Source organism: Aureimonas glaciei, from assembly GCF_014643375.1.
In the GTDB taxonomy this organism is placed as follows: domain Bacteria; phylum Pseudomonadota; class Alphaproteobacteria; order Rhizobiales; family Rhizobiaceae; genus Plantimonas; species Plantimonas glaciei.
The window spans coordinates 414,210-429,034 of the sequence record NZ_BMJJ01000001.1 but is presented as its reverse complement, the minus strand read 5'-3'; the positions used below and the strand labels follow the sequence as shown (position 1 = coordinate 429,034).

Below are 14,825 nucleotides of genomic sequence, written 5' to 3'. Positions count from 1 at the left end.
CCGCCGCCCCGGGCCCATCCGCGGGACGGATCAGCTCTTGCCTTCCGCGGCCACCGGGGCGACGCGCATGATCTCGCCCCCGGCGCCGTCGGTCAGCACGTAGAGCGCGCCGTCGGGGCCTTGTTTCACGTCGCGGATGCGCTGGCCGAGATCGCCGAGGAGCCGCTCCTCGCCCGTGACCTTCCGGCCGTCGAAGGCGACGCGCACGAGGTCGCGGCTGGCGAGGCCGCCGAAGAAGGCGCTGCCCTGCCACTGGGGAACCGCGTCGGCGGTGTAGAACGCCATGCCCGATGCGCCGATGACCGGTGTCCACTGGTGCACCGGCTGAGTCAGGCCCTCGCCCTCGGCCCGGCCCTCGCCGACCGGCGTGCCGTTGTAGTTGACGCCGTAGGAGACCAGCGGCCAGCCGTAATTCTTGCCGGCCTCGACCACGTTCACCTCGTCGCCGCCCTTGGGGCCGTGCTCGGAGAACCAGACCTCGCCGGTCTCGGGGTGAAGCGCGCCGCCCTGGATGTTGCGCTGGCCGTAGGACCAGATCTCCGGCAGGGCGCCGGCCTCGCCGACAAAGGGATTGTCGTCCGGCACCGAGCCGTCGCGGTTGATCCGGATCACCTTGCCGAGGTGGTTGTCGAGCTTCTGGGCCCCTTCGCGGATGGGCGTGTCGGAGCGTTCGCCGAGACCGAGGAAGAGATGCACTTCGCGATCGAAGACGATGCGCGAGCCGAAATGCTTGTTGCCGTCGTATTTCGGCAGCTGGGTGAAGATTTTTTCGAAACCTTCGAGCCGGGTGCCGTCGTCCGAGAGCACGCCGCGGCCGGCGGCGGTCGAGTTGCCGCCGTCGCCCTCCTCGGAATAGGTGAGATAGACGAAGCGGTTGGAGGCGAAGTCGGGGTCGAGCGCGACGTCGAGAAGCCCGCCCTGGCCGCCGGCATCCACGTCCGGCACGCCGGTGATGGCCGGGCCGACGGTTCCGTCCGCCGAAACCAGGCGCAGCGTGCCGCCCTTCTCGGTGACGATGAGCGAGCCGTCAGGAAGAAATTCCATCCCCCAGGCCGACTTCAGCCCCTCGGCCAGCGTGGTGACCTGGAGATCGCCGGCCTCGCTCTGAACGACCTGGTCGACCGCAAAAGCTGTGGTGGGAAGACTGGCGGCGGCAAGGGCGGCCAAATAGCGCGTCGGTGTCATCGTGGGTCTCCTCGGGGGATGGTGTCCGAGAGACAAGGTCGGGTCGCGCTGTGGGAAGGCCAAGCATTCTGACGTCAACGTGATGGCGCGGCGTCCGGAGACGACGCCGCGCTCACCGATCCGTCAGGCGGGAACGGCTGCCAAAATGGCGGCGGCCGCCGGCAGAAGCTTCAGCGCCTGCTGCGGACGCGGACCGATCTGCTCGATGATGTGGCCGGCCGCGATGGCGCCCAGGGCCGCGCTGTCGGCATGCGTCAGGCCGGCGGTGTAGCCGCGCAGGAAGCCCGCCGCGAAGAGGTCACCGGCGCCGGTGGTGTCGAGCAGGCGGGCGAGCGGCACGGCGGCCACCGGGATGCGCGTCTCCCCCTCGACGATGACGCAGCCCTTTTCGCTGCGCGTGACGGCGGCGAGGACCTTGGTGTCGGCGCCGAGCTTCTCCAGCGCCAGGTCGAAATCCTCGGTCTCATAGAGCGCCAGCGCCTCGCTCTCATTGGCGAAGACGATGTCGACCGTGCCCGAGCGCATCAGTTCCAGGAACTCGTCGCGGTAGCGGTGGACGCAGAAGGCGTCCGACAGCGTCATGGCGACCTGGCGCCCGTTCGCATGGGCGATCTGGGCGGCCTTGCGAATGGCCTCCTTGGCGCGCGGCGGATCCCAGAGATAGCCCTCGAAATAGGTCACCTTCGCCGCCGCCACGAGCGCCTCGTCGATGTCGTCGGGCCCGAGCTCGACGCAGGCGCCGAGAAAAGTCGACATCGACCGCTCGCCGTCCGGGGTGACGAGGATCATCGAGCGCGCCGTCGGCGGGTCGCCAGCCAGCGGCCCGGTCTCGAAGCGCACCTTCTGGGCGCGGATGTCGTGGGTGAAGATGGTGCCGAGCTCGTCGCTCGAAACCTTGCCGATATAGGCGCCGGTGCCGCCGAGGCTGACGACGCCGGCGACCGTGTTGGCGGCCGAGCCGCCCGAGGTCTCGACCGCCGGTCCCATGGCATCGTAGAGCTGGCGCGCGCGCGCCGTGTCGATCAGCGTCATGCCACCCTTCTGGACGTCGTGGGTGGCGAGGAAGGCGTCATCAGTCTGCGCGATGATGTCGACGATGGCGTTGCCGATCGTCAGGACGTCGTAGTCGGTCATGAAAACTCCGGGAATGGTTCCTGTCGCCTCATAGCGGCTTTGGCCCGCCATGACGAGCGTTCGACGGCGGCAGGGGAGCCGGCGCGCCGGGATTGATGGCCGGGGCGTCGACGCCTATCTGCCGGAAGCAAAGGGAGCCCATCCATGATCCTCGCCTCCGCCAGCCGCGCCTTGCGCGACATCCTCTCCGCGCCGTTCCGGGCCGCGTTGTGGAAATCGCTCGGACTGACGCTCGTGGTCCTCATCGCGCTCTGGTTCGCGCTCGGCGCCGGTTTCGAAACCTGGATCCTGCCTCTCTTGACCGGGCTCTTTCCCGACCTGCCGGCCTGGATCGATGGTCTCGGCACCGTGGCCGGCTGGGTCGCGGGCCTCGCGCTGGCGGTGCTCCTCGCCTTCCTCATCGGCCCGATCTCGGCGGTCATCGCCAGCCTCTTCCTCGACGACGTCGCGGAAGTGGTGGAGCGCGAGAGCTATCCGGCGGTGCGGCCGGGCGAAGCGCAGCCCTTCGTCGCGGGTCTGGTGATGTCGGTCAAATTCTTCGGCATCGTCATCCTCGGCAATCTTCTGGCGCTGTTCCTGCTGCTGATCCCCGGCATCAACCTCGCCGCCTTTTTCCTCGTCAACGGCTACCTCCTCGGGCGGGAATATTTCGAATTCGCCGCATTGCGCTACCGGCCGGAGGCCGAGGCGAAGGCGCTGCGCAGCCGCCATGCCGGCACGGTGTTTCTCGCCGGCCTCGTCATCGCCGCCTTTCTCGCCGTGCCCTTCGTCAACCTGCTGACGCCGCTGTTTGCCGCGGCTCTGATGGTGCACCTGCACCAGCGCGTGGCCGCGCGCGATGGCGGCCTGCCGCCGGCACGCCGGGCCGAGGGCGTCACGCGATCGGCGGGGCCGGCGGTCCCGGTTCCGACGGAAAGGGCCCGTCCGGGATCGGCACCAGCAGCGCCGGAACATCCGTCGTCTTGACCGCGGCCTTGCAGAGATCGGCAATGACGCAGATCGCGCATTCCGGCTTGCGCGCCTTGCAGACATAGCGCCCGTGCAGGATCAGCCAGTGATGCGCATGGCGCAGGTATTCTGGCGGGATGATCTTCAAAAACCCCTGTTCCACCGCCTCGGGCGTCGTGCCCGGGGCGAGCTTCAGCCGGTTGCCGAGGCGAAAGATGTGGGTGTCGACGGCGAGCGTGTGCTGGCCGAAAGCGGTGTTGAGGACGACATTGGCGGTCTTGCGGCCGACCCCCGGCAGCGCCTCCAGCGCCGCGCGGTCCGGCGGCACTTCGCCGCCATGCTGCTCGACGAGAAGGCGCGACAGCGCGACGACGGCCTTCGCCTTGTTGCGGTAGAGGCCGATGGTGCGGATGTGCTCGCGCACCGCGTCCTCGCCGAGCGCCAGCATTTTAGCCGGCGTGTCGGCGGCAGCGAAAAGGCCGCGCGTCGCCTTGTTGACGCCGACGTCCGTCGCCTGGGCCGAGAGCACGACGGCGACCAGCAGCGTGAAGGGGTTGGAGAATTCCAGTTCCGGCCGCGGCTCGGGCCGCTGCACCTCGAAGCGCCGGAAAATCTCCGCAATGGCGGCCTTGGTATAGGGGATGCGCCGGCGCGGCGCCGCACTGCCCGCAGCCGCCACGGCGACGGGGCGGGGCGATCGGCCGCGGGCGACGGGGCTGGCGGATGGTTTGGCGGGGGGAATGTTTTCTGCCATGCTGACGACATAGCGAGCAGAGCCCATGGATGACAACGCCTCCGGCAGCCTTTCCGACACGTCGCCGACCGGCGCGGCTTCGCCCGACGAGACGGCGGCCGACGCCCCGCTGTTCCGGGCGCTGCTGGTGCCGCACCGCTCTCTTGGGCGCAGCGGTTTCCGCAACCTGATGCTGTTCGTCGGCGCCGTCAGCCTCGTCACCGGCGTCGGCTTTCTCCTCAAGGGCGCCTGGCCGGTCTTCGGCTTCTTCGGGCTCGACGTCCTCCTCGTCTTCGTGGCTTTCCGCGCGAGCTACCGGGCGGCGCAGGCGCGCGAGGAAGTGTCGGTCTCGCGCACCGATCTCCTGGTGCGCAAGACCTCGCCGAAGGGAAAGGTTGAGGAGAGCCACTACAACCCGTTCTGGGCGCGCTTCCGCGTCGCCCGGCACGCGGAGATCGGCATCACCCGCATGGCCGTCACCGGCCAGGGACGGACGACGGAGATCGGCGGCTTTCTCAACCCGGACGACCGCGAGAGCTTTGCCACCGCCTTCGGCGAGGCCCTCGCCACGGCCCGCCGAAGCTAGGCGGGTCGCGCGGGAGATCCGACAGAGGGATGCCCTCTTTTCCCCAGGAGATCGACAGCCCGTGAGGCCGGAACCGACCTGTTCCGGAAAACGGGTGGCGCTGCAGGCCGTCCCCTGCTGTGATCGGGACAACAGACGAGGTTCTCCATGTCCAGCATCATCGCAGCGACCCTGCCGCAGGCGCGCCGTGCGCCGATCCTCCACGCCGCGGAGGGCACCCCCGCGGATGCCGACACCGACTACGGGATCGTCCGCCGCGCGATCGAGTTCATCTCGACGGAGTACCGCGACCAGCCGTCCCTGGCGGCCATCGCCGGGGCGGTCGGCCTCGAGCCGGAGGCGCTGCAGGCGCTGTTCCAGCGCTGGGCCGGCCTGTCGCCCAAGGCTTTCCTGCAGGCGGTGACGATCGACCATGCCCGCCGGCTCCTCGGCGACGGCGCGACGCTGTTCGACGCCGCCTACGATGTCGGCTTGTCCGGCCCGTCGCGGCTGCACGATCTCTTCGTCAAGCACGAGGCGATGTCGCCGGGCCTCTACAAGGCGCGCGGCGCGGGCATCGACTTCGTCTACGGCTTCGACGAATCACCCTTCGGCCGCGCGCTGGTCGTGGCGACCGACCGGGGGCTCGCCGGCATCGGCTTTTCCGAGGGCGGCGAGGCGGGTGACGTGATCGCCTTCCAGGACATGCTGCGGCGCTGGCCGATGGCCAGCTTCGTCCGCGACGATGCACGCATCGCCCCACTGTCCGGCCGCGTATTCCGGCCGAGCGAGTGGCTGGAGGACCGGCCCCTGCAGATCATCCTGATCGGCACGGATTTCGAGATCCGCGTCTGGCAGGCGCTTTTGACCATTCCGGTCGGCCGGGCGGCGACCTATTCGACGGTCGCGGGCGCCGTCGGCGTGCCCAAGGCGGCGCGGGCCGTCGGCGCGGCGGTCGGGCGAAACCCGATCTCCTTCGTCGTCCCCTGCCACCGCGTCGTCGGCAAATCCGGCGCGCTCACCGGCTATCACTGGGGCATCGCCCGCAAACGCGCCATGCTGGGCTGGGAGGCCGGGGTTTTGGCGCGGGCGTGAGCCGGGGCCGTCTGACCGCGGCGGAGAGTGCGGAGGCGTTCCGGCGGCTCGAAGCTGAGATGCCGGGCCGCACCGCGACGGCCAAGGGGCCGAAAGACCAGCCGGATCCGTTCCGCTCGGTCGTCGCCTGCATGCTTTCGGCCCAGAGCCGCGACGCCAACACCGCGCTCGCGACGGAGCGCCTGTTCGCGCTGGCGGATACGCCCGACGCGATGCTGCTTCTCGGCGAGGCCGCGATCGCCCGGGCGATCAAGCCCTGCGGCCTCTACAACATGAAGGCGAGGAACATCGTCCGCCTCTGCGGCGACCTCACCCAACGTCTGGACCGAAACGTGCCGGCGACGCGCGAGGGGCTGATGGCGCTGCCGGGCGTCGGGCGCAAATGCGCCGACATCGTCCTCAGCTTCACCTACGGCCAGGACGTCATCGCGGTCGACACGCATGTCTTCCGCGTCGCCAACCGGCTCGGCCTCACGGAGGCGCGGACCGCCGACGAGACCGCGCGGCAGCTGGAGCGGGACGCACCCGGCTTCGCCCGCCGCGACGGGCACTTCTGGCTGATCCAGTTCGGCAAGGCCGTCTGCACGGCGCGGCGGCCGCAGTGCGAGACGTGTTTTCTCGCCGACCTCTGCCGCTGGTTCGCCGCCACGCGGGGTGACGGCGAACCGGCGTAGAACCTCAGTGGCTGAGGACGGTCTTCTCGGCCACGGTCGAATCGGCGTTCAGCCGGTAGACGATAGGGATGCCGGTGGAGATTTCCTCGGCGACGATGTCGGCCGGCGACATGCCTTCCAGCGCCATCACCAGGGCCCGCAGCGAATTGCCGTGCGCGGCGACGACGACGTTGTCGCCCGACAGCACTTTGGGCAGGATGCGGTGGATGTAGAAGGGCCAGACGCGGGCGCCGGTGTCCTTCAGGCTTTCGCCGCCGGGAGGGGCGATGTCGTAGGAGCGGCGCCAGAGCAGCACCTGCTCCTCGCCCCATTTCGCCCTGGCATCGTCCTTGTTGAGGCCGGAGAGGTCGCCATAGTCGCGCTCGTTCAGCGCGGCGTCGCGGACCGTGGGAATGTGCGGCTGGCCGAGTTCTTCCAGAAGGATGCTGAGCGTGCGCTGAGCGCGGTACAGCTCGCTGGTGAAGGCGGTGCCGAAATGCAGCCCGTATTCCTTCAGGCGGTGGCCGGCGATGCGGGCCTCCTCGATGCCCTTGTCGGTCAGGTCGGGGTCTTTCCAGCCGGTGAAGAGGTTCTTCAGATTCCACTCGCTCTGGCCGTGGCGGACGAGGACAAGGGTACGGGTCATCAGGGGCTCCCGGGATGGTGTCGGTGGGTCGCGGCCGTCGTACTCTCGAACCGTTGCGCGGCAGTCGCCAATGCCTTGTGACGCAACCCGGGCGAAGATGGAAGAGGCTCGGCACGGCCCGCCCTGGAGACGTCAGCCTCGGGCAAGTTGCTCGGCAAAATCAGGATGATAAGCCCGGCGATGGGTGGTGCGGAAAGGCCCGTCGCCGGCTCCCGGACGCTTCAACCCGGCCGGGGCGCGGAGAGCCCGAGGACGTCCTGCATGGTGTAGAGCCCGGCCGGCCGTTCCCGCGCCCAGAGCGCCGCGCGCAGGGCGCCGCGGGCGAAGATCGAGCGGTCCTCGGCGCGGTGGACGAGTTCCAGCCGCTCGCCGTCCGCGGCGAAGATGACGCTGTGCTCGCCGATTACCGAGCCGCCGCGCAGCGCGGCAAAGCCGATGGCGCCGGGCGGCCGGGCGCCCGTGTGCCCCTGGCGCGACAGCACCTCGACATCGCCGAGATCGACGCCGCGCCCGGCGGCGGCGGCATGGCCGAGGAGCAGCGCCGTGCCGGAGGGCGCGTCGACCTTGTGGCGGTGATGCATTTCGGCGATCTCGATATCGAAGCCTGCCGCCGGCAGCGCCCTGGCGGCGAGTTCGACGAGGCCGGCGAGAAGGTTCACGCCGAGGCTCATATTGCCGGACTTGACGATCCGAGCGCCCTGCCCCGCGGCGCGGGCGATCGCCGCATCGTCCTCGGCCGAGCAGCCGGTGGTGCCGATGACGTGGACGAGGCCGGCCTCTGCGGCGCGTGCGGCCAGGGCGACGCTGGTTGCCGGGGCGGTGAAGTCGATGATGCCGTCGGCACCCGCGAGCGCGGCATCGAGATCCTCGCCGACGCTAAGGCCGAGATGCCCCGCGCCGGCGAGAATGCCGGCGTCGAGCCCAAGCGCGAGGGCCCCGGAACGCTCGACGGCGGCATGCAGCACGACCCCGTCCGTCTCCTTGATCAGCGCCACGAGCGTCCGGCCCATCCGCCCTGCGGCGCCGACCACCACCAGCCTCATCGCGTTCATCTTCCGCCCCTCTCTCCGGCCGGCCGCGTCGACGCGCCTGCCGCGTCCGCTGCCATCGTCTTGCCTACGCCCGCATCCGCCTGCCGCGATCGTGCTCAGGGCGAGCCGGTCGCTGTCCCGGCGCCCTGCATGCCGTGGAAGGAAGAATAGAGCCCTTCCTTGCGGGCGAGAAGCTCGCCATGCGTTCCCCGCTCCACCACCTCGCCGCCATCGATCACGAGGATCTGATCGGCCGAGGCGATGGTCGACAGGCGATGCGCCACGACGATTGTCGTGCGCCCCTTCATCACACTCTCCAGCGCCGCCTGCACCAGCGTCTCGGAACGCGTATCGAGGGCGGACGTGGCTTCGTCGAGGAGCAGAATCGGGGCGTTGCGGACCAGCGCGCGGGCGATCGACAGGCGCTGGCGCTGACCGCCCGAGAGGCTCGTGCCATTCTCGCCGAGCGGCGTGTCGAACCCCTTGGGCTGCGTCCGGATGAATTCCGTCGCCTGGGCAAGCTCGGCCGCCGCCTCGATCTCGGCATCGGTCGCGTCCGGGCGGCCATAGCGGATGTTGTCGCGGATCGTGCCCTCGAACAGGTAGGGCTGCTGCGAGACATAGGCGATGTTGCCGCGCAGCGAAGCCTTGGTCACGCCGGCGATGTCCTGCCCGTCGACGAGGATGCGGCCTTCCCAGCTGTCGTAGAAGCGTTGCAGGAGAGCGATCACCGTCGATTTGCCGCCACCGGAGGCGCCGATCAGCGCCGTCGTGGCGCCGGCAGGCGCCGTGAAGCTCAGCCCCTTCAGCACCGGCTCGCCCGGATGATAGCCGAAGACGACCTTGTCGAAGACGACCTCGCCGCGGCTGACATTCAGCGTCGGGGCGCCCGGCGCGTCGGGCTGGCGCGGCTTGAGGTCGAGGATCTCGTAGATCATCTGCGCGTTCACCAGCGCCCGCTCCAGCTGCACCTGCAGCTTGGCCAGCCGCCGCGCCGGATCGTAGGCGAGCAGCAGCGCGGTGATGAAGGCGAACATCGAGCCGGGGGAATAGCCGTATTCGATGGCGCGGTAGCCGGAATAGCCGATGACCGCGGCGATGGCGACGCCGGCGACCGTCTCGGTGACCGGACCGGAGCGTTCGGTGATCGCCGCGATCCGGTTGGAGCGCTCCTCGGCGGCGAGAATCAGCGTCTCGATCCGGGCCCGCAGCGTCTCCTCCATGGTGAAGGCCTTCACCACGGTGATGCCCTGGGCCGTCTCCTGCATCGAGGCGAGCACGCGGGCGTTCAGGTCGATCGACTGGCGCGTGGCGACGCGCAGCTTGCGGGCGAGGCTCGCGATCATCCAGGCGACGGGCGGGCCGGCCAGAAGCGCGATCGCCGACAGGACCGGATCCTGCAGGATCATCACGCCGATCAGGAAGACGAGGGTCAGGAGATCGCGGGCGATCGAGGTGACGGTGAGGTTCAGAGTGTCGCGGATGCCCGAGACATTCTGGTTGATGCGCGCGGCCAGATGCGCCGACCGGTTCTCGCCGAAGAAGTCGACCGAGAGTTCGGTGAGATGGGCGAACAGCCGGCGCTGGTAGCGCGCCACGATGTTGTTGCCGATCCGCGACAGGATCACGCCCTGGAAATAGGTGGCGATGCCGCGCACCAGGAAGGAGGCGAAGACGGCCAGCGGCAGCGTGAACAGGATGGCGCGGTTCTGCTCGACGAAGATCTTGTCGATGACGTCGCGCATGATCCAGGCGAGAAAGGCGGTAGCCGCCGACACCACGACGAGACAGGCGACGGCGACGGCATACTGGCCGAGATAGTCGCGGCCGTTCTCGGCGAAGACGCGCTTCAAGAGCCGCAGCACGAGGCCGCGCTCATGCACGTCGGTCAGGGAGATCTTCTGCTTTTTCACGCTGGGCTTCGCCGATCGGAACTGTCGTTCGGGCGTCTATAGACCGTCGAGCCGCCCCTGCCTATGGCACGAGGCCGCGCCGGCGCGCCGGACGATGGATGCGGATCGCCCGATCCCCGTGTCTCGTGTCGCCACGCCGGCGCTGACGACGCAGCAAGCGCCGGCTTTGACGTCAGGCCGAAACGGTCCAGCGCCGGCCCGTCGTCTCGATGCCGAAGAAGCGCGGGGAGCGGGCGAAGGTGGCCAGGCCCGTCAGCGCCGCCAGCGGCTCGGTGATGACGTAGAGCGGGATGCCCTGCAGCAGGGCGGCGTGCGGCGCCTTGTCCTCGAACGCCTGCCGGAGGGCCTCGGGCTTCACCATCGGCAGGAGGCGCTGGAAGATGCCGCCGGCGATGTAGACGCCGCCGCGCGCCATGAAGATCAGCGCCAGATCGCCGGCGACGCGGCCGAGATAGGTCGAGAACAGCTGGACGGCCTCGGCCGATTGCGGGTCGCCGGGCGTCATCGCCGCCTCGGTGATCTCGGCGGGATCGACGCGCACCGGCTCGATGCCGTCGGCCCGGCAGATCGCCTCGTAGAGATTGACGAGGCCGCGGCCGCACAGGACCTGCTCGGCCGAGACGCGGCCCTCGATGGTCTTCAGGTGTGGCCAGATCGCCCGGTCGCGTTCCGTTCGGGGCCCGAGGTCGATATGGCCGCCTTCGCCGGCGACAGGGATCCACATCTTGCGCGCCCGGACGAGACCGGCGACGCCCAGGCCCGTGCCCGGTCCGACGACAACACGGCTGGCGCCCTCATGCGGGGTGCCGCCGCCGATCTTGCGGCGCGACGTCTCCGGCAGGGACGATACGGCCAGCGCCTGCGCCTCGAAATCGTTGAGGACGATGATCTCGTCGAGACCGAGCGTCTCTAGCATGGCGCGCGGCCGCACCACCCAGGGGCAGTTGGTCAGGTCGATCTCGTTGCCGTCGATCGGGCCGGCCACGGCCAGCACCGCCGATTTCGGCTGCAGCGAAGTCTTGTCGAGCACGCAGGCCTGGATCGCGTCGTCGAGCGTGGCGTAGTCGGCGGTCTGGGCGACCGGAAAGGTCTTGGGATCGGCAAAGGCATCGATGAGGATCGCGAACCGCGCATTCGTCCCGCCGATATCCCCGACCAGGATCGGAAACTTCAACGCTTGGCCGCTGTCGAGGGTCAGGGACATGCACCACCTGTTTCAATCGATTTATAGTCGGCTGCCGGTTACCGCATTATGGCGTCGAAAGCAAAGGCCGGACGGTCCTCGGGCGCCAGCCCGGGGATCAAGGCAGCGGGCGCGGGGCCGGAATCGGCACGGACGTCGGCAGGTCCGGAAAGGATGCAGCACCGACCGGCGCCATGGCCGCGAGCGTCGGCGCTGTCGGCGCAACCTGGCGCGATCCGCCGTCCATGGCCGCCAGCACCGTCTGGCAGGCGCGCGGCAGCGCCGCCATGGTCATCGGCGCCCGCGGCTTCGGCGGCTTGGCGCTGGGCTTGGCGGGCTTCAGCGCGACGTTGAACCAGTAGTCGAGTTCGTCGCAGCCGTCTTTCTCGGCCACCGGCGCCTGCGGCGTGCAGCCGGTGGAGCCGGGCTGGCAGAACAGGCGGATGTGAAAATGCTCGTCGTGCCCGTACATCGGCCGGACCTTCGAAAGCCAGGCGCGGTCGCGGCCGGCGATCCGGCAGAGCTTTTCCTTCAAGCCGGGATGCACGAAGATCCGCTGCACCTTGCGGCTTTCGGCGGCGAGCTTGATCACTTCGCCGTAACGGTCGTCCCAGCGGCCTTCATCCACATGCAGGCTGCCCCGCTTGAGGACCGAGCGGAAGGGAAAGTCCTCGCGCTCTTCCGGCGACAGGCGGCGGGCCGGCATCGGCTGGGCCCAGATGTCGACGTCGAGCCCGATCTGGTGCGAGGCATGGCCCGAGGCCATCGGGCCGCCGCGCGGCTGGCTGAGATCGCCGACGAGGAGCCCCGGCCAGCCGGTGGCCGCGGACGCGCGCTGCGAAAAATCCTGCAAAAAGGCCACGAGGCTCGGATGGCCCCAGCGGCGGTTGCGCGACAGGCGCATGGCCTGCCAGGTCGGGCCGTCCGCCGGCAAAGCGACGGCGCCGGCGATGCAGCCCTTGGCATAGGAGCCGAGGCTCTCGCTCGGCAGCGCCGCCGGCCGCTCCATGGCCCCGAACAGCTGCTTCGCCGGAACGCTCTGCGCGGCGGCCGGCAGGCAGGCAAGGCCCGTGCCCAGCAACACCGCCGCGACATATGCAAGCTTCATCGAACTCAAACCCCGTGCGAACCCTCGGCCGAACCCTGCCACAGCCGATGCGGCGGTTTCGTGACCGCCCAGCAAAGGGCATCAGCCCTGCGCCAGGCTGGCGCGGCGGCCAAGGGGCGTCCGGCTCCGTTCAGCCGCGCAGCACGCCGCCCGTCGCCTTGCCGACCTGGGCGACGATTCTCGCCGAGACCGCCTCGAGCTCCTCCTCGGTCAGCGTGCGCTCGCTCGGCCGCAGCGTCACCTCGATCGCCACCGACAGTTTGCCCTCGCCGAGCGACGGGCCGGTGAAGAGATCGAAGACGCGGACCTCGGAAACCAGCTTGCGGTCGGCGCCTTCGGCGGCGCGCACGATCTTCTGCGCCTCCGTGCCGGCATCGACGACGAAGGCGAAGTCGCGGCGCACCGGCTGGAAGGCGGAGAGGGACAGAACCGGCTTGGTCCGCGTCGCCTTCTTCTTCGGCTCCGGGATCTCGCCGAGGAACACCTCGAAGCCGGCAAAGGCGCCGGCGGCGTCCAGCGTCTTCAGGGCGCGCGGGTGGAACTCGCCGAACTCGGCCAGCACGACCTTCGGCCCGAGCTTGATGCGCCCCGAACGGCCGGGATGGTACCAGGCGCTTGCCCCCTGCTCGATCTGCAGGTTCGCCACCGGCGCGCCGGCGGCCTCGAGCGCGGCCAGCGCATCGGCCTTGGCGTCGAAGACGCCGACCGGATCGGCATGGCCGTTCCAGGCCCGGCCCGATCCGGCCAGGCCGGCGGTGCCGCGGCGGATGCCGGCGGCGACGCGGCGCTGGCCTTCCGGCTCGGGCGAGGCGTAGACGTGGCTCACCTCGAACAGCGCGACGTCGGGGTTGCCGCGCGCGGCATTGCGGGTCGCCGCCGCGATCAGGCTCGGCAGCAGCGAGGGACGCATGTCGGAAAGGTCGGCCGAGATCGGGTTGGCAAGCTTCAGCGCCGCCGACCCGCCGCCAAAAGCTTTCGCCTGCGATTCGGCGATGAAGGAATAGGTGACCGTCTCGACCATGCCACGAGCGGCCAGTGCCCGGCGCGAAGCCTTGTCGCGGATCTGCGCCGTGGTGAGGATGCGCTTCGACACCGCGCCGAGGCGCGGCAGCGGCTGCGGCTCGATCAGGTCGACGCCCTTGAGGCGCATCACCTCCTCGACGAGATCGGCGCTGCCCTCGATATCCGGCCGCCAGCTCGGCGCGACGACGTCGGCACCTTCCGCATCGGCGGTGACGGCAAAGCCGAGGCGGCGCAGGAGATCCACCTGCTCGTCGGCGGCGGCGGCAAGGCCCGTCAGTCGCTCGACTTCGGTGAAGGCGAGGCGGATCGTCGCCGTTTCGCGCGCGGGCGCCGCGATGACCGTCGCTTCCGAGGCCGTGCCGCCGCAGATCTCGAGAACCAGCTGCGTCGCCAGGTCGAGGCCGGGCACCATGAAGTCCGGATCGACGCCGCGCTCGAAGCGGTAGCGCGCATCGGTGATGATGCCGAGCGCGCGGCCGGTGCGGGCGATGTTCAGGGGCTCCCACAGCGCCGATTCGATCAGCACTTCGGTGGTCGAAGCGTCGCAGCCGGAAGCCTCGCCGCCCATGATGCCGGCAATCGATTCGACGCCCTTGTCGTCTGATATGACGGCCATGCCCGGCTGCAGCGCATAGGTCTTGCCGTCGAGCGCGAGAATCTCCTCGCCGGCGCGGGCCGAGCGCACCACGAGGTCGCCCGTCACCTTCTGCGCGTCGAAGACGTGCAAGGGACGGCCGCAGTCGAAGGTGAGATAGTTGGTGATGTCGACGAGGGCGCTGATCGGGCGAAGGCCGATGGCGATGAGCCGCTTCTGCATCCACTCCGGCGACTTGCCGTTCACGACGCCCGTCACCTTGCGCAGAGCAAAGCCGCGGCAGAGGCTTTCACCCTCGGCAAAGTCGAGTTTGACGCCGACAGGGCAGGCGCCGGCAGCGCCGATGGCGCGGATCTCCGGCGCCTTCAGCGTGCCGAGGCCGGCGGCGGCCAGATCGCGGGCGATGCCGTGGACGCCGGTCGCGTCCGGCCGGTTCGGCGTCAGGCCGATCTCGATCACGGGGTCGGCGAGGTTGGCGTAGTCAGCGAAGGCCGTGCCAACCGGCGCGTCGGCGGGCAGGTCGATGATGCCGTTGTGCTCGTCGGACAGTTCCAGCTCACGCTCGGAACACATCATGCCGTTGGATTCGACGCCGCGGATCTTGCCGACGCCGAGCGTCACGTCGAGGCCGGGGACGTAGGTGCCGGGCAGGCCGAGCACGCCGACGAGGCCGGCGCGGGCGTTCGGCGCGCCGCAGACGACCTGCAGCGGCTTGCCGTTGTTCACGCCAGGGCCCGCATCGACCATCAGCACCTGCAGCTTGTCGGCATCGGGATGGCGCTCGGCGCTGACGACGCGGGCGATCGTGAAGGGCCGCATGGCCGCCTTGTCGTCGATGCCGTCGACCTCGAGGCCGAGCGCGGTCAGCCGGTCGGCGATCTCGGCGAGGGGGGCCTCGGTCTCGAGGTGATCCTTCAGCCAGGACAGGGTGAACTTCATGGCAACGACCTTGGGTCTCGGCGGCCGGAAGGCCGTCTCGCGGGAACGGGATGGGAAAGGGTCCTAGCGGCGAC

Annotated in this window: 13 protein-coding genes; 4 read left to right on the top strand and 9 right to left on the bottom strand. The window is 69.7% G+C overall.

From position 1 onward, the window contains the following. Positions 1-30: 30 nt before the first annotated feature. Both IEX88_RS01985 and IEX88_RS01980 read right to left on the bottom strand, forming a co-directional pair. Positions 31-1,185 (bottom strand): PQQ-dependent sugar dehydrogenase, encoded by a 1,155-nt coding sequence (locus IEX88_RS01985; protein WP_188848873.1) that lies wholly within the window; start codon positions 1,183-1,185, stop codon positions 31-33. A 123-nt stretch (positions 1,186-1,308) separates the two neighbouring features. Next, entirely contained in the window at positions 1,309-2,319 is a 1,011-nt protein-coding gene (locus tag IEX88_RS01980) for an adenosine kinase (protein WP_188848872.1), read from the bottom strand. Positions 2,320-2,463: 144 nt separating this feature from the next. Between IEX88_RS01980 and IEX88_RS01975 the strand changes: the two genes are divergently transcribed. Further along, on the top strand, positions 2,464-3,285 hold the full coding sequence (locus IEX88_RS01975; protein ID WP_188848871.1) for a sulfate transporter family protein: 822 nt from the start codon (positions 2,464-2,466) through the stop codon (positions 3,283-3,285). On the opposite strand, the gene nth is transcribed toward IEX88_RS01975, so the two are convergent. Next, positions 3,194-4,048 (bottom strand): endonuclease III, encoded by an 855-nt coding sequence (gene nth, locus IEX88_RS01970; protein ID WP_244639764.1) that lies wholly within the window; start codon positions 4,046-4,048, stop codon positions 3,194-3,196. The two genes, IEX88_RS01975 and nth, sit on opposite strands and share 92 nt — an antisense overlap. Between nth and IEX88_RS01965 the strand changes: the two genes are divergently transcribed. From IEX88_RS01965 to IEX88_RS01955, 3 genes are all read left to right on the top strand, one after another. Further along, entirely contained in the window at positions 4,047-4,586 is a 540-nt protein-coding gene (locus IEX88_RS01965) for a DUF2244 domain-containing protein (RefSeq protein WP_188848870.1), read from the top strand. The two genes, nth and IEX88_RS01965, sit on opposite strands and share 2 nt — an antisense overlap. 147 nt (positions 4,587-4,733) lie before the next feature. Further along, positions 4,734-5,660, top strand: a complete 927-nt coding sequence (locus tag IEX88_RS01960) for a bifunctional helix-turn-helix domain-containing protein/methylated-DNA--[protein]-cysteine S-methyltransferase (protein WP_188848869.1) — start codon at positions 4,734-4,736, stop codon at positions 5,658-5,660. A gap of 59 nt (positions 5,661-5,719) precedes the next feature. After that, entirely contained in the window at positions 5,720-6,334 is a 615-nt protein-coding gene (locus IEX88_RS01955) for an endonuclease III domain-containing protein (protein ID WP_188848868.1), read from the top strand. A gap of 4 nt (positions 6,335-6,338) precedes the next feature. Here IEX88_RS01955 and IEX88_RS01950 read toward each other — a convergent pair whose 3' ends face one another. The 6 genes from IEX88_RS01950 to pheT form a co-directional block, all read right to left on the bottom strand. Beyond that, positions 6,339-6,959: a 2,3-bisphosphoglycerate-dependent phosphoglycerate mutase gene (locus IEX88_RS01950; RefSeq protein ID WP_188848867.1), complete on the bottom strand. Its 621-nt coding sequence runs from the start codon at positions 6,957-6,959 to the stop codon at positions 6,339-6,341. 221 nt (positions 6,960-7,180) lie between these two features. Then, positions 7,181-8,002 carry a 4-hydroxy-tetrahydrodipicolinate reductase gene (gene dapB, locus IEX88_RS01945; protein WP_373289544.1) on the bottom strand — a complete coding sequence of 274 codons (822 nt, stop codon included), beginning with the start codon at positions 8,000-8,002 and terminating at the stop codon, positions 7,181-7,183. Positions 8,003-8,106: 104 nt separating this feature from the next. After that, positions 8,107-9,903, bottom strand: a complete 1,797-nt coding sequence (locus IEX88_RS01940; protein ID WP_188848865.1) for an ABC transporter ATP-binding protein — start codon at positions 9,901-9,903, stop codon at positions 8,107-8,109. A 172-nt stretch (positions 9,904-10,075) separates the two neighbouring features. Beyond that, the gene (locus IEX88_RS01935) at positions 10,076-11,107 is read right to left on the bottom strand and encodes a glucokinase (protein WP_188848864.1); all 1,032 of its coding nucleotides are present in this window, start codon (positions 11,105-11,107) and stop codon (positions 10,076-10,078) included. A 97-nt stretch (positions 11,108-11,204) separates the two neighbouring features. Next, the gene (gene mepA, locus IEX88_RS01930; RefSeq protein WP_188848863.1) at positions 11,205-12,194 is read right to left on the bottom strand and encodes a penicillin-insensitive murein endopeptidase; all 990 of its coding nucleotides are present in this window, start codon (positions 12,192-12,194) and stop codon (positions 11,205-11,207) included. 130 nt (positions 12,195-12,324) lie between these two features. Continuing rightward, complete coding sequence (pheT, locus tag IEX88_RS01925; RefSeq protein ID WP_188848862.1) at positions 12,325-14,751, bottom strand: phenylalanine--tRNA ligase subunit beta; 2,427 nt, start codon at positions 14,749-14,751, stop codon at positions 12,325-12,327. Between the last annotated feature and the right edge of the window lie 74 nt (positions 14,752-14,825).